General features: G+C 60.7%; 26 protein-coding genes and 1 tRNA gene. 11 read left to right on the plus strand and 16 right to left on the minus strand.

Annotated elements, in window-relative coordinates; genetic code table 11:
• Positions 1-23 precede the first annotated feature (23 nt).
• Positions 24-509 (minus strand): hypothetical protein, encoded by a 486-nt coding sequence (locus tag PW789_RS17685; RefSeq protein ID WP_299379100.1) that lies wholly within the window; start codon positions 507-509, stop codon positions 24-26.
• A 109-nt stretch (positions 510-618) separates the two neighbouring features.
• Here PW789_RS17685 and PW789_RS17690 point away from each other — a divergent pair, with 109 nt between their 5' ends.
• Positions 619-1,659: a dihydrodipicolinate synthase family protein gene (locus PW789_RS17690; protein WP_299379102.1), complete on the plus strand. Its 1,041-nt coding sequence runs from the start codon at positions 619-621 to the stop codon at positions 1,657-1,659.
• Between the two features lie 308 nt (positions 1,660-1,967).
• Here PW789_RS17690 and PW789_RS17695 read toward each other — a convergent pair whose 3' ends face one another.
• Positions 1,968-4,052 carry a S9 family peptidase gene (locus PW789_RS17695; RefSeq protein WP_299379104.1) on the minus strand — a complete coding sequence of 695 codons (2,085 nt, stop codon included), beginning with the start codon at positions 4,050-4,052 and terminating at the stop codon, positions 1,968-1,970.
• Between the two features lie 129 nt (positions 4,053-4,181).
• On the opposite strand from PW789_RS17695, the gene PW789_RS17700 reads away from it, so the two are divergent.
• The 3 genes from PW789_RS17700 (at position 4,182) to PW789_RS17710 (ending at position 6,422) form a co-directional block, all read left to right on the plus strand.
• Positions 4,182-4,853, plus strand: coding sequence for a DUF4142 domain-containing protein (locus PW789_RS17700; protein WP_299379105.1), 672 nt, complete (start codon positions 4,182-4,184; stop codon positions 4,851-4,853).
• 46 nt (positions 4,854-4,899) lie between these two features.
• Positions 4,900-5,691 (plus strand): YgcG family protein, encoded by a 792-nt coding sequence (locus PW789_RS17705; protein WP_299379107.1) that lies wholly within the window; start codon positions 4,900-4,902, stop codon positions 5,689-5,691.
• Positions 5,692-5,837: 146 nt separating this feature from the next.
• Positions 5,838-6,422, plus strand: coding sequence for a LemA family protein (locus tag PW789_RS17710; protein ID WP_299379111.1), 585 nt, complete (start codon positions 5,838-5,840; stop codon positions 6,420-6,422).
• Between the two features lie 101 nt (positions 6,423-6,523).
• Here PW789_RS17710 and PW789_RS17715 read toward each other — a convergent pair whose 3' ends face one another.
• Both PW789_RS17715 and PW789_RS17720 read right to left on the minus strand, forming a co-directional pair.
• Positions 6,524-6,871: an STAS domain-containing protein gene (locus tag PW789_RS17715; RefSeq protein WP_299379112.1), complete on the minus strand. Its 348-nt coding sequence runs from the start codon at positions 6,869-6,871 to the stop codon at positions 6,524-6,526.
• Positions 6,872-6,886: 15 nt separating this feature from the next.
• Positions 6,887-7,327 (minus strand): ATP-binding protein, encoded by a 441-nt coding sequence (locus PW789_RS17720; protein WP_299379114.1) that lies wholly within the window; start codon positions 7,325-7,327, stop codon positions 6,887-6,889.
• 213 nt (positions 7,328-7,540) lie between these two features.
• On the opposite strand from PW789_RS17720, the gene PW789_RS17725 reads away from it, so the two are divergent.
• The 3 genes from PW789_RS17725 to PW789_RS17735 all read left to right on the plus strand — a co-directional run bounded on the left by PW789_RS17725 (position 7,541) and on the right by PW789_RS17735 (position 12,378).
• Complete coding sequence (locus tag PW789_RS17725; protein WP_299379117.1) at positions 7,541-9,583, plus strand: M13 family metallopeptidase; 2,043 nt, start codon at positions 7,541-7,543, stop codon at positions 9,581-9,583.
• Between the two features lie 15 nt (positions 9,584-9,598).
• A complete protein-coding gene (locus tag PW789_RS17730; RefSeq protein ID WP_299379119.1) occupies positions 9,599-10,864 on the plus strand; it encodes a CBS domain-containing protein in 1,266 nt (421 codons plus the stop codon).
• A 260-nt stretch (positions 10,865-11,124) separates the two neighbouring features.
• The gene (locus tag PW789_RS17735) at positions 11,125-12,378 is read left to right on the plus strand and encodes an Nramp family divalent metal transporter (protein ID WP_299379122.1); all 1,254 of its coding nucleotides are present in this window, start codon (positions 11,125-11,127) and stop codon (positions 12,376-12,378) included.
• 18 nt (positions 12,379-12,396) lie between these two features.
• Here the strand turns inward: PW789_RS17735 and PW789_RS17740 are convergent, their stop codons facing one another.
• The 5 genes from PW789_RS17740 to PW789_RS17760 form a co-directional block, all read right to left on the minus strand.
• Complete coding sequence (locus PW789_RS17740) at positions 12,397-12,858, minus strand: (deoxy)nucleoside triphosphate pyrophosphohydrolase (protein WP_299379124.1); 462 nt, start codon at positions 12,856-12,858, stop codon at positions 12,397-12,399.
• Between the two features lie 52 nt (positions 12,859-12,910).
• Positions 12,911-13,633 (minus strand): haloacid dehalogenase-like hydrolase, encoded by a 723-nt coding sequence (locus PW789_RS17745; RefSeq protein WP_299379126.1) that lies wholly within the window; start codon positions 13,631-13,633, stop codon positions 12,911-12,913.
• A 201-nt stretch (positions 13,634-13,834) separates the two neighbouring features.
• Complete coding sequence (lolA, locus tag PW789_RS17750; protein ID WP_299379128.1) at positions 13,835-14,476, minus strand: outer membrane lipoprotein chaperone LolA; 642 nt, start codon at positions 14,474-14,476, stop codon at positions 13,835-13,837.
• 3 nt (positions 14,477-14,479) lie between these two features.
• A complete protein-coding gene (locus PW789_RS17755; RefSeq protein ID WP_299379130.1) occupies positions 14,480-15,010 on the minus strand; it encodes a type IV pilin protein in 531 nt (176 codons plus the stop codon).
• Between the two features lie 48 nt (positions 15,011-15,058).
• Positions 15,059-16,378 carry a pitrilysin family protein gene (locus tag PW789_RS17760; RefSeq protein WP_299379133.1) on the minus strand — a complete coding sequence of 440 codons (1,320 nt, stop codon included), beginning with the start codon at positions 16,376-16,378 and terminating at the stop codon, positions 15,059-15,061.
• A 151-nt stretch (positions 16,379-16,529) separates the two neighbouring features.
• Between PW789_RS17760 and rlmN the strand changes: the two genes are divergently transcribed.
• Positions 16,530-17,780 carry a 23S rRNA (adenine(2503)-C(2))-methyltransferase RlmN gene (gene rlmN / locus PW789_RS17765; protein ID WP_299379252.1) on the plus strand — a complete coding sequence of 417 codons (1,251 nt, stop codon included), beginning with the start codon at positions 16,530-16,532 and terminating at the stop codon, positions 17,778-17,780.
• Here the strand turns inward: rlmN and PW789_RS17770 are convergent.
• The 6 genes from PW789_RS17770 to PW789_RS17795 all read right to left on the minus strand — a co-directional run bounded on the left by PW789_RS17770 (position 17,698) and on the right by PW789_RS17795 (position 23,769).
• Positions 17,698-18,300, minus strand: a complete 603-nt coding sequence (locus tag PW789_RS17770; RefSeq protein WP_299379135.1) for a GNAT family protein — start codon at positions 18,298-18,300, stop codon at positions 17,698-17,700. The two genes, rlmN and PW789_RS17770, sit on opposite strands and share 83 nt — an antisense overlap.
• Entirely contained in the window at positions 18,300-19,367 is a 1,068-nt protein-coding gene (gene yvcK, locus PW789_RS17775) for a gluconeogenesis factor YvcK family protein (RefSeq protein ID WP_299379137.1), read from the minus strand. The genes PW789_RS17770 and yvcK overlap by 1 nt, the downstream gene beginning before the upstream one ends.
• A gap of 72 nt (positions 19,368-19,439) precedes the next feature.
• Entirely contained in the window at positions 19,440-20,000 is a 561-nt protein-coding gene (locus PW789_RS17780) for a tetratricopeptide repeat protein (protein WP_299379139.1), read from the minus strand.
• 177 nt (positions 20,001-20,177) lie between these two features.
• Positions 20,178-20,786, minus strand: a complete 609-nt coding sequence (locus PW789_RS17785; RefSeq protein ID WP_299379141.1) for a DUF4254 domain-containing protein — start codon at positions 20,784-20,786, stop codon at positions 20,178-20,180.
• A gap of 105 nt (positions 20,787-20,891) precedes the next feature.
• A complete protein-coding gene (locus tag PW789_RS17790) occupies positions 20,892-23,033 on the minus strand; it encodes a SpoIIE family protein phosphatase (RefSeq protein WP_299379143.1) in 2,142 nt (713 codons plus the stop codon).
• A gap of 151 nt (positions 23,034-23,184) precedes the next feature.
• Positions 23,185-23,769, minus strand: a complete 585-nt coding sequence (locus PW789_RS17795; protein WP_299379145.1) for a PEP-CTERM sorting domain-containing protein — start codon at positions 23,767-23,769, stop codon at positions 23,185-23,187.
• 447 nt (positions 23,770-24,216) lie between these two features.
• Here PW789_RS17795 and PW789_RS17800 point away from each other — a divergent pair, with 447 nt between their 5' ends.
• The 3 genes from PW789_RS17800 to PW789_RS17810 are packed head-to-tail and all read left to right on the plus strand — an operon-like array spanning position 24,217 to position 26,229.
• Positions 24,217-25,386: a PP2C family protein-serine/threonine phosphatase gene (locus PW789_RS17800; RefSeq protein ID WP_299379148.1), complete on the plus strand. Its 1,170-nt coding sequence runs from the start codon at positions 24,217-24,219 to the stop codon at positions 25,384-25,386.
• 18 nt (positions 25,387-25,404) lie between these two features.
• Entirely contained in the window at positions 25,405-25,845 is a 441-nt protein-coding gene (locus PW789_RS17805) for an ATP-binding protein (RefSeq protein ID WP_299379255.1), read from the plus strand.
• Positions 25,846-25,866: 21 nt separating this feature from the next.
• The gene (locus PW789_RS17810; protein ID WP_299379150.1) at positions 25,867-26,229 is read left to right on the plus strand and encodes an STAS domain-containing protein; all 363 of its coding nucleotides are present in this window, start codon (positions 25,867-25,869) and stop codon (positions 26,227-26,229) included.
• Between the two features lie 145 nt (positions 26,230-26,374).
• Here the strand turns inward: PW789_RS17810 and PW789_RS17815 are convergent.
• A tRNA-Lys gene (locus tag PW789_RS17815) sits at positions 26,375-26,450 on the minus strand.
• Positions 26,451-26,453 lie beyond the last annotated feature (3 nt).

Below are 26,453 nucleotides of genomic sequence, written 5' to 3' on the forward strand. Positions count from 1 at the left end.
CTGGGAGAGGCAGTGGGGAGAGCTTATTTTTTGCTGAGGCCGAAGCGGGCTCCGAAGGCGTAGCCGAACATGGAGAGAGGAATCCAGGCTCCTGCCATGAGGCCGTCGCCGGCCATCAGGCCGCTGCCGTGCTCGATGTCGAAGAAGGTGCGCCAGAGTTTTTCGAGGGCTCCGCAGTTTTCGCAGAGGCCGTTGCCGGTGGGAAGGTCGAGCACCCAGACGCAGACGATGGAAAAGATGATGAGACCGGAGATCCAGACGTAGCTGGAGAGATCGTTCTGCGTCCTGCGGGCGATGATCCAGCCGCCGATCATGGGGGCGAAGAAGGCGAGCGCGGTTGCCAGAAGCTTGGGATTGATCGAGTCGGGGTCGGGATGATTCATGGTCATCACGACGATGACGGCGACCAGGAAAAGGGCTGCCAGCGCGGAGTGGAAGAGGAACCAGAAGGCCTCGCGCCAGAGGTCGCCGACAGACTTGCCCTGCGTGATGTCGTGGTAGCCGTTCATCTCTCTGAAAGGGTACTCGAAAGCTGGTGGGAAGGTTTACGTCTTTTGTGGCATGCCCTGCGACAGGAGTGGAAACGACTCGCTGGCGCCGGAACGGTAGAATAGGGGCATGCTTCTTGAAGGACTTTTTCTTCCGATTGCAACACCGTTTTACCCGGATGGGCGGCTGAACCTCCGTAAGATTGAGCACAACGTTGACCGCTACTCGCGTACACCCGCCGCCGGTCTGGCGGTGCTGAGTGACGTGGGCGAGCCGGAGATGTTGACGGACGCGGAGACGCGGGAGGCGCTGACCTCTGCGATCTCGCTGGCCGTGGATACGAAGGTGATGCTGGCGGGGGTCTCGCGGGCGAGCGTTTTTGCCACGCTGGAGCTGGTGGAGCATGCTGCGGCGGTTGGTTACGATGCCGTGCTGATCAAGCGCCCCGGCGCTTCGGTCGAACGGCCGCAGGAGCTGTTGACTTACTTCCAGGCGATCGCAGACCGTTCACCGCTGCCGATCGTGTTGTACTCGACGCGGCTGGAGGCGATGCCGGTGGAGGCGATCGCTGCGTTGGCATCGCATCCGAGGATTATCGGGTTGGTGGATGAGGACAGCGCGGTCAACCGGATCACGCAGCTGCAGGCAGCGACGGTGTCGCTCCGTCATGACGTGACGGTGACGACGGTCTTTGCTGCCGTCACCGGACGCATGCTGGCGGTGAAGGAGGCTGCGGGCGCGGCGACCTTTGTCTCGGCCGAGATGCTGGGCGCGGGTGCGGCGGTGGCTACTGCACCGCCGAAGCCGGCGATCAAGACGCGCACGAAGCCGGTTGGTTTTCAGATCATCACTGCCAGTTCGACGGGCATGCTGGACGGGCTGCGGGCCGGAGCGGTGGGCGCGATGCCTGCGTTCGCGGCGAGCGCTCCTCAGGCGAGCTACGAGGTCTATGCAGCGTGGAAGGACGGAGACCAGGCGCTGGCAGATGTGAAGCAGGCGCGGCTGGCTTCGGCGATCGAGGTGGTGGAGCAGCGGTTTGGGCTGGCTGGCGTCCGCTATGCCTCGGAGCTGACGGGTTATTTCGGTGGACGTCCTCGGCTTCCGGTGCTTCCGTTGAGCGGTGACGCTCGCGAGGCGGTGGAGCGGGTGATGAAGGGCATCCGGAACTAGACCCTCCCCCCCCCCCCCATATTTTGTAAATTCTTTGGTATCAGTGATTTGGCGTGATGGTGCAGCGCAAAATCTTCGAAACAGGATACTTAGCGGCAAAATATTGATTCTAAAAGAGAAATCCCCGGCGATTGGCCGGGGATTTCTTTTGTGTGTTTCTACTGCTGGTTTAATTCTAGCGGTTGCGGCTGAATTGACCGGCAGGTTGTATTTCCTTTGTATGGTTCGGTTTATCCGGACCCGGCTCTTGACAGCGTTCGGCTGAGGACTCAGCCCTTCTGCCCCGGCTCAGCCCTTCGGCTCCCAGATCAGCCTTCGGCTCCGAGCTCGCGAAGGAGGAAGGCGTAGTCGAAGGCGATCTCCTTGAGGTAGTCGTAGCGTCCGGAGGCTCCGCCGTGGCCTGCGTCCATGTTGATGTGAAGGAGCAGGGGGAGCTGGTTGGTCTTGAGGGTGCGGAGCCGGGCGACGTACTTGGCGGGCTCCCAGTACATGACCTGCGAGTCGTTGAGGCTGGTTTTGACGAGCATGGCGGGGTAGGCGCCGGGCTTGAGATTGTCGTAGGGGGAGTAGGAGCTCATGTAGGCGAAGGCCTCGGGCTCGTTGGGATTGCCCCACTCTTCGTACTCGGCCACGGTGAGGGGGAGCGAGGCATCGAGCATGGTGTTCATGACGTCGACGAAGGGGACGTGGGAGAGAACGACGCGGAAGAGGTCGGGGCGGAGGTTGGTGACGGCCCCCATGAGGAGTCCGCCGGCGCTGCCGCCCTCGATGGCGACGCGATCTTTGGCTCCGTAGCCCTGGGCGACGAGATGCTCGGTGATGGCGATGAAGTCGGTGAAGGTGTTGCGCTTGACCATCATCTTTCCGGCGTCGTGCCAGTTGTCGCCGAGGTCGCCGCCGCCGCGGATGTGGGCGTAGGCGAGGACGACACCGCGGTCGAGCAGGGAAAGGCGGGAGGCGCTGAATCCGATGGGTAGAGGATACCCATATGACCCATATCCATAGACATAGAGTGGATTGCTCGAGTTTTGCTTGAAGGTTTCGCGGCGGTAGACGATCGAAACGGGGATGCTGACGCCATCGGGCGCGGTGGCCCAGATGCGTTCGGATGCATAGCGGCTGGAGTCGAATCCTCCGGGGACCTCCTGCTGCTTGAGGAGGGTCGAGGTTCCGCCGGCGACGTCGTAGTCGTAGATGGAGGCGGGGGCGACGAGGGACTGGTAGCTGTAGCGGAAGACGGTGGTCTCGAACTCGCGGTTGATGTTTCCTGCGGCGGTGTAGGCGGGCTCGGGGAAGCTGATGCTGTGAGGGGCGGCGAGGGTGCTGTCGGGGTTGAAGCGTGCGACGGCGAGGGTGGTGAGGCCGAGTTCGCGGCGGGAGAGGACGCAGAAGCCGGCGAAGACGTCGAAGTCCTCGAGCGGGATGTCCTTGTCTTCGGGGACGAGCTCCTTCCATGCCTCGCGTCCGCCTCCGTCGACGGGGACGGTGACGACGCGGAAGTTCTTGCCGGTGTCGTTGACGCGGATGTAGAAGAGGCCGTCGCGGTGGTCGACGGTGTACTCCTGCTCGTCGACGCGAGGGGCGATGACGAGGAAGACGCCGCCGGGGGTATCGGAGGGGAGGTAGCTGGACTCGCTGGTGGTGTGGCTGCCTGCTTCGAGGATGAGGTACCTGCCGTCGCGGGTTCTGCCGACGCCGATGTTGAAGCGCTCGTCCTTCTCTTCGAGGATGAGGGCGTCTTCGGCGGCAGGGGTTCCGAGCCGGTGGCGGAAGAGCTTGTCCTGGCGCTTGGTGACCTCATCTTCTGTTGTGTAGAAGAGGGTGCTGGAGTCGGCGGCCCAGACGAAGGAGCCGACGCGCTCGGCGGTGTCGGAGAGGTCGTTGCCGGTTTCGAGGTCGCGGATGTGGAGGGTGTACTGGCGGAAGCCGGTGTTGTCGGTGGAGTAGGCGAGGAGCCTGCCGCTGGGGCTGACGACCATGCCGCCGACGGCCATGAAGGCCTGTCCGACGGCGAGCTGGTTGACGTCGAGCATGACCTGCTCGGGCTGGGCGGCGTCGTAGGCTCCGTCGACGGCCTGGCGGCGGCAGTGGATGGCGTACTGGCTGCCTTCGACGGTGCGGGTGTAGTAGAACCAGGGGCCGTAGCGGAAGGGAACGGACTCGTCGGTCTCCTTGATGTGGGAGAGCATCTCGGCGTAGAGCGTGGCCTGCAGCTGCTCGGTGGGCTTCATCGAGGCGGCGGTGTAGGCGTTTTCGGCTTCGAGGTAGGAGGTGACTTCGGGCGAGCCTTTTTCGCGCATCCAGCGATAGTCGTCTTCGAGCGTGTGTCCGTGCAGCGTGGTGGGAGTCGGCTCGCGTCGCGCAACCGGAGGCAGCAGAGTGCTTTCAGTCATTGTCAAAGCTCCAGAGGACAGGATACAGTGCGTGGGCTCCGGTTTCGGGTGAAGCAACCCGCCCCCGGCGATGGACATTAAAGCAAAGGGACGAGGGGTTTACCTGAGGGCCTGAAAGGGAGAACGAACGTGAGAACGATAGAGCTCCGCACAACGTTGTTGCTGGCAAGCATGCCGCTTTTTTGTTCGACTGCGCTGATGGCGCAGAATGTCGATCCGATGAATCCGAACTCGCAGCAGATGCAGACAAACCAGCCGGGGCGCCCGCAGACGCCGACGGCTTCGATGCGGGATTCTGCGGGCGCTCCGAATGAGACGCCGGAGGAGATGAAGGACAAGATGTTTCTGCGCAAGGCGGCGGAGGGGGGACTGGCGCAGGTGGAGATGGGGCAGCTGGCTTCGAGCAACGGGGGATCGCAGGAGGTGAAGGATCTTGGCCAGAAGCTGGCGGAGGATCACGCCAAGCTGAACACGTCGATGGCTTCGGTGGCGGATTCGATTGGGGTGAGGCTGCCGAAGAAGATGAACAAGGCCGACCAGGCGACGTACGACCGGCTGAAGGGACTCTCCGGGCCGGCCTTCGACAAGGAGTATCTGACCTGCATGGTGCGGGACCATCACGAAGACCTGCGGGAGTTTCGGATCGAGTCACAGTCGACGACGGATACGGAGCTGAAAGAGACGGTGGACCAGGGCGCGAAGATTCTGCACGATCATCTGCGCGAGGTGAGCAGGCTGGCGGAGCAGAACGGGGTTCCTCTGCCGAAGCACGAGAGCAAGCAGCAACCTCCTCCGCAGTAGGCAGGCTCGGCGGCAGCTGGAGTAGCGGGCGTAGAATGGCTGGAAGATGAATCGTCTAACGCGTTGGCTGAGCATCGTTGTGCTTCTGCTCGCTCCGGCTGCCTGGTGTGGCGCCGAAACTGTTAAGTCCCTTCCTGCGCCTACGGGCTATATCAACGACTTTGCCGGGGTGCTCTCGGGGACGACCAAGGACAACCTGGAGTCGCTGTGCACGCAGGTGGATCGCCAGGCGCATGCGCAGATCGCGGTGGTGACGATCAACACGCTGGATGATGGGCAGTCGATCGAAGAGTTTGCCACGGAGCTTGAGGATAAGTGGGGCGTCGGGAATAAGGACGACCGCGGCGTGCTGATGGTCTTCGTGATGAAGCCGCGGAAGGGGCGCATCGAGGTGGGGTATGGCCTCGAAGGAATTCTGAATGACGCCAAGGTGGGCGACATCGGGCGGTCGATGGTGCCGGCGGCCAACCAGGGTGACTACAACGCGGCGATCCCGACGGGCGTGCGTCAGATTGCGACGGTGATCGCGGACGATGCCGGGGTGGCCATCGGCATGAACGGCGGCCACGTCTACCGGCGGCAGAGGGTGGCGGAGCAGCAGCCGGTTCAGCTGTCGTTGACGCAGGTGCTGATCGGCGGGGGAGTGATTCTTCTTCTGCTGGTCTTCCTGGCCCGGACGGGTAACCTGGGGATCCTGTTCTTCCTGCTGGGGAACCTGATGGGCGGCGGTGGAGGCAGGGGCGGCTACTACGGCGGCAGCGGTCGTGGCGGCGGAGATGATGGCGGCTTCGGAGGATTTGGCGGCGGCCGTTCCGGTGGCGGCGGCGCGGATTTTTAGCGAATGCAGGGTATTGGTTCAGGGCCAGGTAAAGCAGGTCGGATGGAGAAGGGGAAGGAATCGTGACGCTGGAGTGGTACAGTACAGCGGATAAGACCATCCCGTGCATAACGAGTAACTCTAGAAGAAGGGGCGTTTGAAAGACGATGAAACCTTTATGGATTGTGCTGGGCGCTGTCGGCCTGATTATTATTCTGCTGCTCTTTGTAGGCGGCAGTTATGTGAGCACGAAGAACACGCTGGTGGAGAAGAATGAGGCGATCAACCAGTCCTTCTCGCAGGTCAACGTGGTGCAGCAGCGCCGGTTGGATCTGATACCGAATCTTGTGGCTTCGGTGAAGGGATATGTGGCGGAAGAATCAACGGTGTTGACCAATATCGCCAATGCGCGCGCCGGAGTTCTGGCGGCGGGCGGCGATCATGGCGCGAACATCGAGGCCAACCGCAAGCTGGATGTTGCGCTGGGTCCGTTCTTCCGGCTGCAGGAGCAGTATCCCAACCTGAAGAGCAACGAGCAGTTCATGCGTTTGAACGATGAGCTGGCGGGGACGGAGAATCGTATCGCGGTCGAGCGCCAGCGGTATAACAAGGTGCTCGAGGACTACAATGTTTACGTTCGGCAGTTCCCCAACAGCATCTGGGCCGGTATGGCTGGATTTCACTATCGGGATGAGTACTTCAAGGGGAACCCCGAGAACAATGTCGCGCCCAAGGTCGACTTCTCGAAATAAGGCAGAAGCCGAATGCACCTTGGCACGAAGAAGGCCGTCGCGATCAGCGACGGCCCTTCTTTTTTCTGGTGCCGGTTGTAGGACCGGCCTGAGCTGCGGTGTTACTTGGAGAAGGAGGAGATGGCCGAGGCTTCGTCGTCCTTCACGTCGAAGACGGTGTAGAGCTTGGTGATCTGGAGGAGGTCCTGAACCTTCTTGGTGAGGTTCAGCAGCTTGAGTTCGCCACCGGCGTTCTTGACGGTGGTGAAGGCACTGACGAGCTCGCCGATGCCTGAGCTGTCGATGTAGGAGATCTCTGCCAGGTTGAGCAGGATCTTGCTCTGACCCTTGGCCAGCAGATCTCGTACGGCGTCGCGGATGGTGACGCTGCCTTCGCCGAGTGTGATTCGGCCGCTGAGGTCGAGGATGGTGACGCCGTCCACTTGGCGAGTAGAAACTTTCATGCTCATGATTGCCTATTCTCCTTAGGTCCCCGACTGCGCGGGTGTGCGGTGCTTGATAAGTGTCAGCTCGGTGCCTGGATGAAGCTGCCGAAAGTTTACCTCATCCATAAATGCGCGGATGAGGAAGATCCCCCGTCCCGATCCTCGCAGGATATTTTCTGGCGCGAGCGGGTCGGGAAGTGTGTCTGGGTTGAGCCCTGGCCCCTGGTCGGCGATACGGATGACCAGCGAGTCGGCTGTCATCTCGAACGCTGCATTGATGTGTTTGTTCACATCGTAGGCGTTGCCGTGCAGAACAGCGTTGACGGCTGCTTCGCGCACCGCCATGGCGATATGTGGAATGGTGTCCTCATCGAAGCCGGCGCGCTGGGCATATTGCTCAGCGGTCTGCTCAATTTTGTTGACACTGTCCAGGGTCGAGTCGAGCGTGAAGCTGACGCGGCTTGTCGTTGAGTCGGCCAAGGGGGTCCTTGCAATCGTTGAGTGCCCGTCGTCCACGTCAGACAACAGCAATGAAGGCAGTGTGCTTGTGCTCGGTCGGAATGTCAAGGTTCCCCTCCGTTACGACGGCCAAACCCTCTTGGATGCGGGCGATCTGCGAAGGGGTGGCAGCCGGGCTGTATCCGATTTTCGGCTTTCTGGTGATTTAGGATCTCATGACGAGGGAAATTCCTGATGAAGCTTACCCTGGCGTGCGTCAGCGCCTTTGTCTTTTTTGCCGCGGGAGCCTTTGCACAGCAGGCGGCACAGCCGCTGGCGGCGATGCCGTATTCGCCTTCGCTGGACCAGAGCTCTCTGGACCGGACGGTCGATCCCTGCAGCGATTTTTACAAGTTTGCGTGCGGCGGATGGATGAAGAACAATCCGATTCCGGCCGATCAGCCGCGCTGGGACGTGTATTCGAAGCTGGCGAACGACAACCTGCAGTTTTTGTGGGGCATTCTGGCGGAGGACGCGAAGGCGGCCCATCGCAACGCCACGCAGCAGAAGGTGGGCGACTACTTTGCGGCCTGCATGGATACGGCGGCGATCGACCGGCGAGGCTCCGAGCCGATTCTGCCGACGCTGAAAGCCATCGACGGCCTGAAGGACAGAATGTCGCTGATAGCCTACCTGGCGACGTTGCAGCGATCGACGCGCGGCAGCTTCTTCTTCGATTCGGGATCGACGCAGGACCCGGGCGATTCGAATGCGGTGATCGCCGAGATTGCGGCGGGCGGTCTTGGGCTGCCGGATCGTGACTACTACCTGAAGACCGACGCCAAGAGCGAGGAGACGCGCAAGGCGTACCTGGCATACGTGGAGAAGATGCTTGCGCTGACGGGTGAGCCGGCGGCGAAGGCGCAGAGTGAGGCCGCCGCCATCATGCGGATCGAGACGGAGCTGGCGAAGGCATCGCTGACGCGGGTGGAGCGGCGCGATCCGTACAAGCAGTACCACAAGATGACGGTGGCCCAGCTGACGGCGGACAGCGCGGTGATCAACTGGCCGGAGTACCTCCGGGTACAGGGTGTACCCAACGTGACGACGCTGAACGTGGCGCAGCCGGCGTTTCAGAAGGCGGTCGATCACGCCCTGACGACGGAGCCGCTGGAGGATCTGAAGGCTTACCTGCGCTTCCATGCGATCTCGGCGGCGGCGACCTCGCTGGCGAAGCCGTATGACGATGCGTTCTTCGAGTTCTACAGCCATAACCTGCGCGGGACGCAGCAGAAGCCGCCGCGGTGGAAGACGTGCGTGCGGCAGGTGGATCGCTCGCTGGGCGAGGCCCTGGGGCAGGAGTTTGTGGCGCGGACGTTCTCGCCGGAGACCAAGCAGAAGACGGTGAAGATGACGGACGAGATCGAAGACGAGATGCGGTCGGAGATCGAGCATCTGGACTGGATGAGCCCGGCGACGAAGCAGGAGGCGGTGCGCAAGCTGCATACGGTGAGGAACAAGATCGGCTATCCGGACAAGTGGCGGGACTACTCGAAGCTGGAGGTCAAGGCGGGAGATTACTTTGGCAACTCGGTGCGCGCGGCGGACTTTGAGGCGGCGCGGGACTGGGCCAAGGTGGGCAAGCCGGTGGATCGGGATGAGTGGGACATGACGCCGCCGACGGTGAATGCGTACTACAACCCGCAGATGAACGATGTGAACTTTCCGGCGGGCGTGCTGCAGCCGCCGCTCTACGACCCGAAGATGGACGCTGCGCCGAACTACGGCGATACGGGATCGACGATCGGACATGAGCTGACGCATGGCTTCGACGACGAGGGGCGCCAGTTCGACGCGCAGGGCAACCTGAAGGACTGGTGGACCAAGGAAGATGCCGCGGGCTTTGAGGAGCGGATCAACTGCCTGCGCGACCAGTTTGCGAGCTACGTGGTGGTGGATGACATTCACATCAACTCGAAGCTGACGAGCGGCGAGGATGTCGCCGACCTGGGCGGCACGCTGCTGGCTTACCTGGCGTGGAAGAAGACGACGGAGAACCAGAGGCTGATGCCGGTGGATGGATTGACGCCGGACCAGAGGTTCTTCATCGGCTTTGCGCAGTGGTCGTGCGAGAACACGCGGGAGGCGAGCAGCAGGCTGCAGGCGGCGACGGATCCGCATTCGCCGGCGTTCGCGCGCATCAATGGCATTGTGACGAACCTGCCGCAGTTTGCGGCGGCGTTCAGCTGCAAGGCAGGGCAGCCGATGGTGAAGGCGAAGGTCTGCAAAGTCTGGTAAGGTCGGGCGAGTGGGATGACAAAGCATGGTCACAAGACGACTGTCTCCGCGCTGGTTGGGGCGCCGGTACGCGATGCCTCGGGTACGCTGATCGGGCGCGTGCGCGAGTTTGCGGTGCAGACGGGACATGATTCGGCGTTGGTCTCGGGGCTGATTCTCAAGCTGGCCGGTGAAGCGCGTAAGGGAACGGAGAGCATGGTTCCGGTGGATGCGCTCGAGCTGGCGGAGAGCGGCCTGAGGATGGTTGCCGGAGCCTCGATGGTGGCTGCGCCGGATGACCAGTCGCATGTGCTGCTGGAGCGCGATCTGCTGGATCAGCAGATCATCGACGTCCACGGGCGCAAGGTGGTTCGGGTGAACGATGTGAACCTGACCTGGGAGCCAGACCCTGATGCGGAGAGCCGCCTCAGCCTGCGTATCGCCGAGGTGGAGGTGGGCATGCGCGGGGCCGTGCGGAGGCTGCTGAAGGGGCTTCCGGCGTCGACGGTGGACAGCATCGCGTCGCGGACGAAGGCGAGCGTGATTCCATGGGAGTTTGTCGACCTGATCGACCGTTCGCGGCGGGTGCGGTTGAAGGTGGGGCAGGACAGGCTGTCGCAGATGCATCCTTCGGATATCGCCGACATTCTGGAAGAGCTGGCACCGGCAGAGCGGCAGGCTTTGTTCGAGAGCCTGGACGAGGAGACGGCGGCGGAGACGCTGGAGGAGGTCGAGCCGAAGCTGCAGAAGTCGCTGGTGCAGGCGCTGGATTCCGAGCATGTCGCGGGCATCGTGGATGAGATGGACCCGGGAGCCGCGGCGGATCTTCTGGCGGAGCTGCCGGATGAAAAGTCCGAGGCGATTCTGGAGGAGATGGACCCGGAGGGGCGGCAGGAGGTCGAGGAGCTGCTGGAGTTTTCGCAGGACTCTGCGGCGGGCCGCATGACGACGGAGTACATTGCGTTGCCGGTGACGTCGACGGTGGCGGATGTTCATGCCGCGCTGCTGGAGTTCGAGGGGGATATCGAGCTGATTACGGATATCTACCTGACGAGCGAAGAGGATGTTGTGAGCGGACTGGTTCCGATTGTGCGGATCCTGCTGGCCGATGCGGGGACGCCGCTGGCGGAGCTGCCGCATGGCCACCTGGTGACGTGCAAGGCGGATGCGGCGGGACGCAAGGTGGCGGAGCTGTTCGACAAGTACAACCTGCGCTCTCTGCCGGTGCTGGACAAGGATGGAATGATGGCGGGCGTGGTGCATGCGGAGCAGGTGATCGCCCTGCTTCGGGCCAATCTTTAGCAGGACGCGCTTCGGGTGCAGGCGGCTTCAAGGGACAATTGAGAGGAATGACGGCTGTGTATGCTGCGGCCCTCGCAGCTCGCTCGATTGCCCTTGGCTCCGGTTGAGCAAAGAGATACGCGGTTGCGAAACGGATCGTTGATTCGCGGTATTCTGGAGTCACGGCAGGGTTGACGACTCCGGTCCCTCGCACAAGCCAGGGCTGGGCTTTTGATGAGCCAGTCATAATACTCACCTCTATTTCTACGGCGAGGGAATGCATGACAGTGTGGCGAAGATGGCGGACGCGGTTGCTGCTGTTCTTCGCCGTGCTTGGCCCCGGGTTTATCACGGCGAACGTGGATAACGACTCGGGCGGCATCCTGACGTATTCGCAGGCGGGCGCGCAGTACGGCTACAAGCTGCTGTGGACGATGATTCCGATCACGCTGGCGCTGATCGTGGTGCAGGAGATGTGCGCACGCATGGGGGCGGTGACCGGCAAGGGACTCTCGGACCTGATCCGCGAAGAGTTCGGGCTGCGCATGACGGTCGTGGTGATGGTCCTGCTGGTGATCGTGAACTTCGGCAATGTGATGGCCGAGTTTTCCGGTATCGCCGGGTCGATGCAGCTGTTTCACCTGAGTAAGTACATCAGCGTGCCGGTGTGCGCGTTTATCGTGTGGCTGCTGATCGTGAAAGGGGACTACAAGAGTGTCGAAAAGGTCTTCCTGTTTGCCAGCGTGGTGTACATCGCCTATATCTTTACCGGCGTTCTGAGCGGGCCGGACTGGCATGCGGCGCTGGTGGAGACGATCAAGGTGCCGGGGCGCGGGGTGTGGAGCGACCGCAACTACGTCTACATGACGATTGGCGTGATCGGCACGACGATTACGCCGTGGATGCAGTTCTACCTGCAGTCGTCGATTGTGGAGAAGGGGATTACGCCGAAGGAGTACAAGCACTCGCGGCTGGATGTGATCGTCGGCTCGGTGTTCACGGATATCGTTGCGTGGTTCATCATCGTGGCGTGCGCGGCGACGCTGTACACGCATGGCGTGCGCAACATTACCGAGGCCTCGGATGCGGCGGAGGCGATGAAGCCGCTGGCTGGGCAGTATGCGTTCATCCTGTTTGCCGGTGGCCTGTTCAACGCGTCGCTGTTTGCGGCGTGCATTCTGCCGCTTTCGACGGCTTACACGGTGTGCGAGGGGCTGGGGCTGGAGAGCGGGCTGGACAAGAGCTTCGGCGAGGCCAAGTTCTTCTACTGGTTCTACACGCTGCTGATCGCTGTGGGGGCGGCGGTGGTGCTGATTCCGAACTTCCCGCTGATCAAGGTCATCATCGGGTCGCAGGTGCTGAACGGCGTCCTGCTGCCGGTGGTACTGATCTTCATGCTGCGGCTGATCAATCGCCACGAGCTGATGGGGGAGTATACGAACTCACGCTGGTTCAACGTGGTGGCATGGCTGACGGCGGTTATTGTGATCGTGCTGTCGCTGGTGCTGATGTGGAACAGCCTGCACGGCAACTAAGACAGAGGATGTAAGAGACTAGAGGATCTTGCCTTCCGACAGGTCCTGGATCAGGCCATGATCGGCGGCGAGAAAGTCGTATGTCGGCAGCGCGGAGAGCGGCGCCCAGCGAACATCGTTGAAGATGCGGTTCTCGATCTCGCCGGAGAAGGCGACGACGGTGAAAAACTCGAGGTCGATGACGCCGCCGTTGCGATAGCGGTGGCGAACGCGAGCGACACTCTTACCGAGGGTGGCGGAGATGCCGAGTTCTTCGTTGAGTTCGCGCATGAGGGCGGCCTCGGAGGTCTCACCCTCTTCGATCTTTCCTCCGGGAAACTCCCACTTGAGGCTCATGGGCTGGTCGGGGCGGCGCTGGCAGATGAGGACCTCGGTCGTGTCCGCGGCCTGACGCAGGATCAGCGCGGCTACCACGAACCGTACCGGGCGCGGCAGAACGGCGCCAGGAGGAAGCTTCAGTTTGCGAATCGACTCAGTCACTCGAGTTCCAGTCTACTTGCCAGCGTACCGCTAGAGACAGCGTCTGCGACGATCAGGCGGGTGTGACGGAGGCAGGATAGTAAACAGCCCAGCCTTCCCTGACGGCATGATCGATCAGGCCCGCGGTGGGATTGACGGGATAGGCGCGTCTGGCGATGGCGAGCATCGCGGCATCGTGGACGGAGTTGCCGAAGACGGCATCGGGGTGGGAGATGCCGGAGCGAGCCAGCGAGGCGACCTTGCCCTCGTCGGTCGGCACGTCGAGCAGGTTGTCGGTGACGATGCCGCCGCGTGATTCGACGCGTGCAGAGAGGACGCGATCGGCGGGGATGCCGAAGCGCTTGACGCCCTCTTCGATGACCCAGTCGTTGGTGGAGCTGACGGCCCAGATGTCGACGCCTTTGGAGCGGAGCTCGTCGACCAGCTGCAGCATCTCGGGAAAGATGTTGCGCTCGATGCGATCGGCGAAGAAGGCGCGTGCGGCGCGGCGGAGCTCGTCTTCGCGGAGGCCCTGGTAGATCTGGACCATCTCGCCGCAGATGGCGATCTCGGAGACCTCGCCGCGGTTGTAGGCGCGGTAGCGGGCGTCGATCCAGTCGGCGGCCTCACGGGAGACCAGGCCGGTGTCGACGGTCCACTTCATAAACGAAGACCCCGCATCGCCGGACCAGAGTGTACCGTCGCAGTCGAAGACAGCGGTTGCGGGAGATAGCTCGCGGACCGAGGCGTGAAACTCGTCGGTCGTTAGCGGCTTGAGACTAAGAACATTGTTCACGGCTGACTCAACTTTTCTGCGGGCTCACCCGCCTCGCGGTCGATTTGTCCAGAGTTCAGCTTATATTTTACCAACAGACGTTCTGTGGATGATCGGAAGCGCGCACATCCTATGGAATCAACGGCGATACGGGGGCAGAGCGGCCGTTGACGCAGAGCGGCCGTTGACGCAGAGCGGAGTCGGGTTCCTTGAAGTGCGGGGTTAGATCGGTGGCAGACCGTCGACGACGGCAACCCCGGCGGGAGGGGTGAAGGTGAAGTCGCTCTCGCGGACGGGAACGTTTTCTTCCATTCCGGTGAAGACGAACTCCGTGATGGAGCCGTCGATCTCCTCGATCTTCATGTGCTCGATGGCGCCGGCGGACGTGACGTCGAGGGTGAGGAGCTTCATGCGCTGCTCCATGCCGACGGGGACGCCTGCGATGTGGATGCCGTGGGAGTCGTTGGTGACGGTGACGCCGCCGAGCTCCTTCTTGAGCTGGGTGTGACCGAGGAGGAAGCGCAGGGGGCTGCGGAGGTCGTCGAGCTGCCTGGCGGGAACGCGCTGGGCCTGGGCGTCGCCGGGGGTGTAGAACCAGGCGAACTTGCCGTCGAGGAGGAAGACCTTGCCCTCGGGCTGATCGTAGTTCCAGCGCATGCGGCCGGGCTTCTTCAGCAGAAGAGTGCCTGACTCGGTGCGGTCCATGCCCATGCCGGCGTAGTGCTCGGTGTAACGGGTGCGCAGGGAGGAGAGGTGATTGTAGTGGTCGTCGACCTTACGCAGCAGGGAGTCGGCGTCCTGCGCCACGAGGGACACAGGAGCCAGCAGCAGGACGAATGCGGCGAGTGTGAGGCGACGGATCACGACTTACTGGATGGGCTGGGTGCAGTTGGTTCCGCCAGCCGGGTCGTAGGTGATGCGATTGTTTTCGTCGGAGCAGAAGCCGCGGTCACCGGACTTGCCGACGGAGAGCGGGATCGCCGTTACCTCGTAGGAGGTGTACATGTCCTGGTTGTTGACCGTGACCTTGTTGCAGTTGGTGACGGCGAAGGCGTAGCCGCCCTTGGTGCCGCCGGCGAGATCAGGAGCGAGGAGCTGCGCGGCCTGGGCCGAGGGCGCTCCGGACTTGGGATCGCCGCCGAGCTGCGCGAGCGCGCAGGAGAAGCCGTTCTGCGGGTACATGGAGTTGTACTGCAGCTCTGCCTGCACGATGGTGCGGACCGACTGGATGGCCGAGGTCTCGTGGGCCTGCTTGGTGAGCTTGAGCATCTGCGGAACCGCAAGCGTCATAAGAATGAGCATGACCGACATTACGATCAGCAGCTCGATGAGGGTGAAGCCCTCTTCGCGCTGTGTCATCTCCTGCTTCAGACCCTGCATCATCGTTTGCTGATCCATCCTCATCCTCGCGTGACTTAAATCTCTGCTGCCCAACAACTGACTTTATCAGCAGGCGAGGTCTTTGCGCTCGACGTTCATCTCGCCGAGGTTGCCGAGGAGCGTGAGCGCCATGGCTTCGGGGCGGAAGAGTTCGTTGGCAAGGCGCTTGATGTCGTCCGGGGTGACGGCCTCGATCTCGCGGGTGATCTCGTCCACGCCGAAGAAGCGTCCGAAGTACATCTGCTGGCGAGCGAGGTTGGCCATGCGGCTCGAGGAACTTTCGAGTCCGAGGACGATGTTGCTCTTCAGCTGATCTTTGGCACGTTTCAGCTCGGCGTCGCCGACTGTCTCCTGCTTGAGACGGCTGAGCTCGGCCATGGTGAGCGCGAGGGTCTCGAGGGTCTTGCTGGCGGCGACGCCGGCGTAGACGCAGATGGAGCCGGTGTCGCGGAAGGGGCTCAGCTCGGAGAAGATCGAATAGGCCAGGCCGCGCTCTTCGCGGATGGTCTGGAAGAGGCGGGAGCTCATGCCTCCGCCGAGCATGGCGTTGAGCAGGTAGATGGCGTAGCGGTCGGGGTGGCTGACGGACGAGGAGGGAACGCCGAGGCAGAGCTGCACCTGCTCGAGCGACTTCTTGCGCTTGAGGGTGATGTGCGGGGTAGCCTGCGGGGCCTCGCGGTGAGGGAAGGGAGTGCTGGAGCCGGGGGCGAGGGAGCCGAACTTGCTCTCGACCTCGGCGACGAAGCTCTCGTGCTCGAGATTGCCGGCGGCGGAGAAGACGATGTTCTGCGGGGTGAACTGCTCGCGGTAGAAGCGGAAGACGGTCTCCTGGTCGAAGGAGGAGACGGTTTTCTGGGTGCCGAGGATGGGGCGGCCGAGGGCGTCGCCCTTCCAGAAGTTCTGGGTGAAGATCTCGTTGACGAGGTAGTCGGGGTTGTCCTCGTCCATCTTGATCTCCTCGAGGATGACGCCCTTCTCGCGGGCGAGCTCGGTGGGATCGAAGGTGGGGTGGAGGACGAGGTCGGAGAGGACGTCGAGAGCCTCGGTGGTGTGCTCATCGAGGGACTTGATGTTGAAGCAGACGGTCTCTTTGCTGGTGAAGGCGTCGAGATTGCCACCGATGGTGTCGACCTCGCGGGCGATCTGGCGAGCAGAGCGCGAGGTGGTGCCCTTGAAGACCATGTGCTCGACGAAGTGCGAGATGCCGTTGACGGCGGCCTCTTCGTCGCGGGAACCGGAGCCGATCCAGGCACCCATGGAGACGCTGCGCACATGGGGGATGCTCTCGGTGAGAACGATCAGGCCATTGTCCAGAACAGATTTGCAGATGTTGCGGGAGACACGGGGGGTAATGCGAATATCTTCGATCAGAGTGCTTGCTGCCATGTGTCTATTGTTTCACAGGGCCACCTACGGGGGTAAACTATAGAAAGCCAAGGACAAAGGTGAAGTTTAGCAACGTATGTCGCACAAAATAAAAGATGAATCGCTTGCTCCGGCGAGGGCGGAGGCACCCCGGGCGAAGGCCCTCTTCGGCATGCTGCCGGAGGAGCTGAAGGCCCTGATGGAGAGCCACGGCCAGAAGGGATATCGCGCCAAGCAGATCGAAGAGGCCCTGTATCGTCAGCGGGTTAGCTCGCTGGACGAGGTGACGGTGCTGCCTTCTACGCTGCGCGAGACGCTGGCGGGCGATGGGTATTCGCTTGGGCTGCCGGAGCTGGTGCAGACGGCGAAGTCGGTGGACGGCACGGAGCGGTACCTGGTGCGGCTGGCTGACGGCGAGACGGTTGAGACGGTCTGGATGCCGGATGGCGACGGTGGCGAGCGTGGGGACGGCAGCGAGGCTTCGGCGGAGGAAGAGGCCGAAGAGGGGCTGGAAGGGAATGCCTCGGAGTTTGGGCCCGCGGCGCCGTTTGAGGCCGCCGCCTCGCTTGAGGCCGCGCCAAAGCGCGATCTACGGAACGTGGGTGCACTGGAGCAGAACGGTTACAGACGGGCGACGATCTGCATCTCCAGCCAGGTGGGCTGCGCGGTGAACTGCCAGTTCTGCCTGACGGCCAAGCTAGGCATCAGGCGCAATCTGACGGGGGGAGAGATCGCAGGGCAGGTGGCGGCGGTGCTGAACCGTCATGGGGTCAAGATCGGCAAGGACCGCATCAACCTGGTGTTTATGGGGATGGGCGAGCCGTTTCTGAACTACGACGAGTTCATCCGGTCGGTGCAGATTCTGACGAAGCATATCGGGATTCCGGAGTCGCGGATGACGGTGTCGACGTCGGGTATTGAGCCGGCGATCCGGCGGTTCGCGCAGGAGCCGGTGCGGCCGAAGCTGGCGCTGAGCCTGAACGCCTCCAACGACGTGATTCGCGAGCAGGTGATGCCGATTACACGCAAGTGGAAGATCGCTCAACTGCTGGATGCGGTGAAGACGCTGCCGCTGGGCAAGCGCGAGTGGGTGACGTTCGAGTACGTGATGCTGGGCGGCATCAACGATCAGCCGGAGCATGCGCGCGAGGTGCTGGAGCTGCTGAAGGATATCCGGTCGAAGGTGAACCTGATTGTCTGGAATCCGGGGCCGGGGATCGACTATACGCAGCCGAAGCCGGAGGATGTGGCGGCATTTCAGAAGATGCTGATTGAGGCCGGGATGCCGGCGTACATTCGCAGGCCGCGCGGGCGGGATATCTACGCCGCGTGCGGACAGCTCAAGCGGACGGTGGATTCGCCGGGAGCGACGCCAGCCGCTGCTCTAGTCGAGATCGCACCTGCGGCCAGTCTTCCTTCGTAATCGAGAACCAGACGCTGTGGCGAAGTGAGCCGTCGGGCATGACGTAGTGGTTGCGGAAGGTGCCTTCGTAGACGGCTCCGAGCTTTTTGATGGCTGCCTGGGACTGCAGGTTCTCGTGGTGGGTCTTGAAGGCGACGCGGTTGAGGCCGAGGGTGTCGAAGGCGTACTGGAGCTGCAGCAGCTTGGCTTCGGGGTTGATGCCTGCCTGATGCAGCTCGGGTGTGATCCAGGTGTGGCCGATCTCGACGGTCTTGTTGTGGAGATCGAGATCGATGAAGCGGGTCGAGCCGATGACGCGGCCATCGCTGGTGCGCACCGTGACCCAGGGAAGCTGGGTTCCAGCCTCGGCCGATTTCAGAGCTGAAGCGAGCCAGCGCTCGAGGTCTTCGCTGTTCGTGACGCGGGTGAGCATGTAGCGCCAGATGCGGTCGTCGAAGGCGATCTTTTCGAGGGCGGGAAGATGTTCGGCTAAGAGCGGCTGCAGGCGGACGTGTGTCCCCTGGAGCGTCGGATGGGTCATCAGTGCACCGAGGCGGTCTGCGTGAGGCAGAGGGAGATAAGGGTCTGGGCGACGCGGTCGTAGTCGTGGCGCAGCACATCGCCCTCGTGGAGGAAGTTGCCGAGGATGGGCTCCACGCCGAGCTGACGCACGCGCTCGAGGTCGTTCTCCAGCGGCTCCTGCCCCTCGCGGGCGTACTGGTCGAGGATCTCGGGGGAGATGGGCGCGGCGTTGATGAGCGCGTAGTCGAAGATGCGATGACCGTTGGCGTGGCGCAGCGCCTTTTCGATGTGCTGTGAGGCTGTGAGGCCGAGGGACTCGTTGGCCTGGGTCATGAGGTTGCAGATGAAGACGCGCGTGGCCCTGGAGGCAGCGAGCGCCTCGGGGATTCCGCGCACCAGCAGATTGGTGATCAGCGAGGTGTAGAGCGAGCCGGGGCCGAGGGTGATGAGGTCGGCGTTGGCGATGGCCTGGAGCGTCTCGGGAAGCGGGTCGGCGCCGGAGGGCTCGAGGGTCAGCTCGACGATGGTGCGTTTGCTGTGGGTGATGCTGGTTTCGCCTTTGACCAGGGAGCCGTCGTCCATGCGGGCGGCGAGGGTGACGTCGGCCGTGGTGGCGGGATAGATGCGGCCGCGGGCGGCGAGGATCTGCGAGGACATCTGGACGGCCTGCGCGAAGTCGCCGGTGATGCCGGACATGGCGGCGAGAAAGAGGTTGCCGAAGCTGTGCCCCTGAAGCTCTCCCTGATCGAAGCGGTACTTGAAGAGGCGTGAGAGGAGATGCTCGTCTTCGGAGAGGGCGACCATGCAGTTGCGGATGTCGCCGGGGGGAAGGATGTTGAGATCTTCGCGCAGGCGGCCTGAGGAGCCACCATCGTCGGTGACGGTGACGACGGCAGCGAGATCGCTGATGATCGTGCGCGGTGCCTGGCGGGGCTGCGAGGTATTGTCGCGTTGGGAACGGCGGCGCTCATGCACAGGAACAAATTGCTTCAGTCCGCGGAGCAGCGTCGAGAGGCCGGTGCCGCCGCCGATGGCGACGACGCGCAGCGGTCTGTCCGCAGACGAATCTGAACTCCTGAAGGGCAAAGAGACCTCACCAAAACAATTGCGCTCGACCCATGGTAACTGGATCGAGCGCAGATTGCGTGAGGTGGAGTCCTAGGCTTCGGGGTAGAGCAGCTCGGTGAAGCGCGGATCGTCGGTCATGTCCTGGAAGTCGGAGTCGGAGCGGGCCTGGATGCGATTGCGCATGTTGAGGCGGATCGCTTCGGTCAGGTGCTGGAGGCAGCTATCGGAGTCGCCCGTGATCGACGAGAGGACAGCGAGACCATAGAAGGCATAGTCCGTACCGCCGTTCTGCTTGAGGATGCTCTCAAACTGCTCGCGAGCATCTTCGTAGTGGCCGTCGTTGAGCAGGGAGACGGCGTAGTCGTACTGCTCCTCTGCGCTGGCGAATGAGGTTTTGTCCTTGGACGTCTGTGCGGCGCAGGCGCTGATGTACATGCGGATGCGGTCGGCCAGATCGCCGGGGTCGGCGGCGAGCAGTTTCTCGAAGGCGGGAAGCGCCTTGTCGAACTTGCCCTCCTGCATGAGCCGGATTGCAGCCTCGTAAGAGGAGAGTACGTTGGCCCGTGACGGATCGTCTGCCGGAGAGACCGCACCGGCCAAGGTGCGGGGGGAGCGTCTAGGAGCAGTTGCAGTCTTTGCTGTCTGTGCCATGGTCAAATTCATCTCGCCTCGGGGAGGCGCACTCCTGAGCAAGTTGCTTGGGTGCCAACATGCCGATTTCTAAATTGCTTCAGTCTCGGATTTATACGCAGACCTGGGCAGAAGGTCAACTCCACCCTGCAGGGGAGGATCAAAAGCATCTCCTGCAGTACAGCGTATGTCGTAGGGTTATAGCGCATGAGAATGGTGTTTATAGATTAACGGATTCAACTCAGGATCGTTATACATCTTCATCTGACGATAGAGCTTGAAGCGTCTTTTGCCAGCGCTCATGTCCTGGTGAAGAGCGTTCAGAGCGGTGGCGAGATCTTCGCGCTGCTCCAGCAAAAGAGCCAGCCGTCGACGATTCTTTTCGCGATGCTCTTCGGTCGCGGTTTCGCGCTGGGCTTCTTCCCGGGTGTGGAAGATCTTCAGGGATAGGATGGAGAGTCGATCGATCATCATGCCGGGTGTCTCAGAGTGGAGGGAGGCCGACGGCGCGGCATCGAAGATGGGCTGGAGTTGCTTTAGCAACAAAACATCGATCTGTTCCACCAGGTCATTGCGCCGCTGGTTGAGGCGGTCGATGGCGTGTTTGACCGTTGCAATGGCGGCGTCGGTCGCCTCCGGCTCACGCGCCTTGTCTTCTTCATGCCACAGTTCAAAGTTGGCACGGTGCTGCTGCTCGATGAGGGGACGAAGTTCTACTTCGGTGCCAGGAGGAAGGTTCGCTTCAATCTGATGCCATGCCTGGTTGGTCTGATCGTGCAGCGCGGTGATCGATAGGGCGTCCAGCATAACTTTTCGTTTGGTTCTCTTCGAAGACTTTATCAGTTATGCGCTATGAGATGCCGGTTTACACGCGAACGAGCAGGCTGGGGCAGAGGGGCTCTTGCAGATCGTCTATCCGGCGGCGAGCTGAGGCTCCACCTGGACTTGTAGTATTTGGCTCAAATCCCGCCTGACTTCGAGGATCAGGATATCGTCCTCCTGCCCAAAGGTCTGCGCTTTGTCGGCGATTTCTTTAGGCGTTGCCTGCTGAAGCAGCAGCTCGTCGATTCGTTGGAAGCCGAAGAGGACTCCTTTAGCGTCCTGGGCTTCGACGACACCGTCCGACATGACGATCAAGGAGTCGTTCTGCTTGAGTTCAAACGAGGCAGTTGCCACGTCCGAACCCGGAACAATTCCGATTGGAAGAGATCCCTCAATGCGAATTTCTGCGCCATTGAGATAGGGCGGAAGATGTCCAGCGTTCGCAAGGGACGCTTTTCCATTGGAGTCGATCCGCATGATCAGACACGTGGCGCTCGCTTCCTGGTGGTCGCAGAGTTGCTTGTTCACCTCGTTGAGAATCTCTGCCGGCTCGGAGTTGCGCTGTGCTACGGACTGGATCGCTCCAACAATGAGCGAAACCAGCATCCCGGCCTGCAGGCCCTTTCCTGTGACATCGCCAACGACGATGAGTACGCTGTCGGGCATGCTCGCGGGTAACACCTGAAAGAAGTCGCCGCCCACCTCGCGCATCGGGCGGTACTCGCTCTGGATTTGCAGACCACGGATTTTGGGTAGCTTGCGGGGAATGAGCAGCTCCTGGATGTGGCGTGCCTGTTGAATCTCGATCTTCCATTGTTCCTTCAGCCGCTGTGCGAGAACAAACCTTCTCAGCAACAGCACGGTGATGATGAGAAGCGAGAGAATCGTCGAGATGGTGCCTAGCGAGAGGCTAAAGCCCATGACGGGGAAGATCGTTCTGATATGAATGAGTCGGAGTTCGTGCTGGTAGTTTGAGATGACGACAAGTAGCACGGCAAGAGCTGCCATCCATCCTTCTGTTCTCTGACGCATGATCCCGCGATAGGCCACTCCGCATAGCAACAGGCCAAGCCCCAGCTTTACTATCAGCAGCAACGGAAGAATCCAACTGGCGTAGTGAACGGGAACCAGCTGCCCATAAACAGGGGGCCGCAGCATCGCTGTTCCTAACATCAAGATTGCGACCAGCGACCACACGAACTGATGGAGGCGCGGCATTCTCCATATACGAAACCAATAGCCCCAGAACAATACCCAAAGACCAATTCGGATGGGAGCCAGGAGCACGTCCGCCAGGATGACTCCTGGCGTCTGAGGGATGAGCGGGACGAAATTGGCAGCGAGCACGATGGAATTGCCGAGTAAGGTCGCGAGGCAAACCAATGCCAGCCAGAAATAGGCCTTCTCCTGCCGATCGAGCCAATACAGAGCAAGCGCCATGACCAACGCCATGATGAGGATCAGCGTCTCGAGAAATCCACCGCCGAGGTCATGCGCTATGTCGTCGTAGTCGAGCCGAACCAGGGCTCCAATGACGGAGGCATAGCCCAGGACGGGGGGGCCGTGAAGGCCGCCTGCGTCGGGGCTGTTGAACGGGGTGGCACTATCCATCCACATGCGGATGGCGATCGTGACCATGCCGTCACGAATCTCTTTTTGCAGGCGAAACGATTGTGGCAGGCTGCTGAAGGCTGCTACCCGATGGCCGGTAAATTCTCCGAATTCTCCGATTTGTTGCCCATTGACGAAGACCTGATAGGCATCGTCGGCGCTTGCCGGCATCTTCAGCGCGAGCCTGCGGTCCGCTCCGTTGACTTCTACTTTCAGCCTGTACCAGGCGAACCCTGTGTGATTCGGGTAGCCGCGAACTGTCCAGCCGGGGATGTATCCGCTGATCCCCAGGCTCGTATCCGCGGAGCCGGGCGGTGGAGATAGATCCATCAAGCCCCATGAGGAATCGTCGTAATTGGTCTCCGACCAGGCGGGATTATCGCCGATCTGAAATTTCCATGGCCCTGCGAGCTCGGCTGACGATTCGCCGAGGTTTATCTGAACGGCCTGCGGCGTGGCGGCCTGCGGCATGTCCGGGGCGGTCGTTCTGGCTGCGTCTTGAGCAAAGAGGGAACAGGAGAGTGCGAGAAGCAGGAAAGGCTGCAGCAGGATTCGAATGGGACGTGCCATAGAACCGCTTTCGATGATGCCACGATGCGATTGCTGAACACTGTACGCCATATCTGTTCCGCCCGCATGTTTAAGCTCAGGAACCGCACCGACCCGGATTGTCAGTGCGGCCAGAAGCCTTATTTTTTTGAGACGAAGAGCAAGCGGTTGACCGCCGGGATCCGCCGCTTCTCCCCAAACGTGAAAGCCGTCGTATGCGGGACTAAGAGACGCGACGCTTCTTCAGGAGCGAGCCGGCATATAGAAGTCCCGTGGACAGGAGCCAAAGCGATTCCGGCTCCGGTGTGGCGGCGGAGGTCGTAAAGGACGCGGTCACTTCGGGAAAGTCTGATGGATCCACGCCCTGCTCAGCAATGACGAAGTTTTCGTTGTTCTTGAGAAGACCGCCGCTGAAGATCAAGACATATTGCTCGTCATCCTGAAGATCGCAGTTGCCAGGGCCAGGAGCTGCGAAGATGTCCTGACCTCCGCCGTCCAGGCTGCAAACCGCCGGGGCCGCATCGGAGAGAGCGCTGTTATTGGCGAAATTCAGCATCAGGCTTGTCCAGTCCTCGCCCGTTCGGTTGACGCCGGAGAAACACCCGTCATATGTCCCTGCTGTGCCGGTCGGCAGCTGTCCGACGGCGCAAGGCGCAAAGGTGAAGGTAAATGGTGAGTCGAAGATCGGATAGGTGGGGAAACTGGAAGGCGGCGGATCCAGGACGACCATGCGAAAGTCATCCGCCTTCGCAAACCGGAAGGCTCCGCAAAGTAGAGAGATGGCAAGCAGATAACGCGTGATACGCATTCGAATCTCCTTGGAGTGCAGGCTTAAATAGAACCAGTTTTGTGAACCGATACTGTGCACAAGCGAGGGGGCCGATTTGGAAGGGGTAGCAGATGGCATGCATGCACGTACCATGCCGAAATTAATCTACTACTTTCTCTTATTTTTGTAGATTTCGAAGAATGGTCATGCAAAAAATTGCATTCGTACTGGAGATCATTATTCGTAGTCAGACTGTGCAGACGCTCGCCATGCTAGTAAACGGATCACTTACCCGGTCTTATTTGTAGCTTCAAACTGATCGCGAGAGATGCACGTTCTTCAGAGAGTTAGACAGAGAAGTAAGTCATCGGCGCGATACATATTAGAACTGGCGTCGTATGTTAGCCGGTCGCGCGAGATATATCGTCACGGAGGTCAGAGTTTTTCGGACTATACTCGTGCACACCTTCCAGTTAAGGAAGAGGCATGATGGAGATCAGTGAAACTCTCTTAGCGCAACAACAAGTCATTCGCCTGCAGGCTTTGCTGGAAGCCAGTCGACAACTCCACTCGACTATTAAGCTGGAAGAAGTTCTTCACATCGCGCTTGAGATCGTCGTTCGCGAGCTTGAACTTACTGGCGCATTCTTTTCCACCTGGCCCCTAAGTTATGGCACGGTGCCGCCTGCTTTTCAGAATTTAGTCGCGTCCAATGCGACGATGTGGGAGGTCGACTTCTCTTGTGGCCCGTTGATGCGCCTTCCGCTCCGGGATAAAACGGGAACTCAGTTCACGGAACTGGTTCTACTGATTCCTCCCCGTCGTACTCTCGATTTCGACGAATTGGATTTTCTGGAATCGCTGATCGTTCAAGCTGCGGTGGCTATCGAAAATGCGCAGTTCCACAAACGCGCCCTGCAGTGGCAGCGCGTCGAGAGCGATCTTGAGGCGGCTCGCAGAGTCCAGTTGAGTCTCATTCCGCAACGTATGCCGTCCATCCCCGGCTACCATCTAGCTGCCCAATCCGTAACCTGCTACGAAGTGGGTGGGGATTATCTCGACATCGTATCGTTGTCTTCCGGGAAGATCGTCATCGTGGTGGCGGACGTTGCGGGAAAGGGGCTGGCCTCGGCGCTTGTTGGAACTTCATTTCGTTCTGCACTCAGGGCGATGGTGCACTCTGGGCTGAATCTCTGCGAGATCGCCACCCGCATGAACCTGCTTCATTTTGGTGAGGGCGTTGAGGCGCAGCGCCGGTATGTGACCGCCCTATTGATGGAACTCGATCCGGCAGCGCACACACTTGAAGTTGTGAATGCGGGACATAATCCCGCATTCCTCATTGCAGGCGACGGAACCGTGCGCAGGCTCTCAGCATCGGGCATACCTATCGGTATGCTGCCGTCTTCGAGCTATGTCACGGAAGAAATATCGTTGGACTTCGGGGCAAGACTTTTGGTCTACACTGACGGCATGACAGAGGTCTTCTGTGGAAGCGAAGAGTTCGGAGAAGACCGCTTGCTGGAAGCATTTCTCCATTGCGATGAGCTGACCGCCGACCTGGCTCTACAGTCTCTTTGGCGAACCCTGGAAACATTCTCAGATGGATTAGAGCAATCCGATGATATGACTGCGCTCACGTTGTTCAGAGGCTGATAGTGGAGACCACACTTGATGGATGAACATAGGAGCAGCATTGAACTCAGGCTTCCATCGCGCCTTGGTTTTGAAAAAGTCGCCATGAATACAGCTGCCAGCGTCGCTCATCTGATGGGCTTTGCGGACGACCGTATCGAGGATCTTAAGACCGCGATATCGGAGGCTTGCATCAATGCCATGGAGCATGGCAACAAGCTCGATGAGACGCGGTTGGTGGGGATCATACTCTCCATGAATGCAGATTCCCTGGAGGTCAAAGTTCTCGATACCGGTGAAGGTCCGAAAGGGCACACCGTTCGGCCCGACATTGATCGAAAGATGCACGAAGAGGAAGCGGCACGCGGCATGGGAATGTTTCTGATCGAGTCCCTTGTTGATGAAGTGGAGTGGGTTAGTTCGCCACCCACGGGAAGTTATGCTCGCATGGTCATTCGTCTGCATCCTGCAAACAGTTAGATAAGAGCTTAGGAGAAAGATATGCAGGAGAAGGTGACGCAGGTAAAGATGGAAGAAGTCCGATGCGGTGATGTCCTCATCACTGTACTGCGATTTGCGGGTGACATCACGAGCGCCTCGCAGGCTGCCGTTCTGGGAACCTATCAAGGACTTGCTGATAGTACGAAGCGTATCCTGCTGGACTTTTCAAGCGTGGACTATCTGAACTCAAGCGGTATTGCCCTGATCATCCAGATGCTGATTGCAGCCAGCAAAACAGGTCAGAACATTCAGTCGTTCGGCCTGAAGCCTCACTTTCAGAAGGTCTTCACCATGGTGGGTATAACGAAGTACACGACCATCCATCCCGACGAACAGACCGCGTGTGCCGCATTCTTGTCCTGATGGTTCATTGCCGGCGGCGAAGGCCGCGAGCTTTCGTGGCCTCTCCTGCTTCCCACGAAAGCTTTGGGGCGCTGAGTTTCGGCGCTTTGCCTTTGTTTTAGGTTTCGGGGCTGTTGGTCGCTAGACCATTGTTTCAGGATTTGAGTGGTGAGAGCGCTGGGGCTCGAACCCAGGACCAGCGCCTTAAAAGGGCGATGCTCTACCAACTGAGCTACGCTCTCTAA

The sequence above is a fragment of the Edaphobacter sp. genome (assembly GCF_028283685.1).
Lineage (GTDB): Bacteria > Acidobacteriota > Terriglobia > Terriglobales > Acidobacteriaceae > Edaphobacter.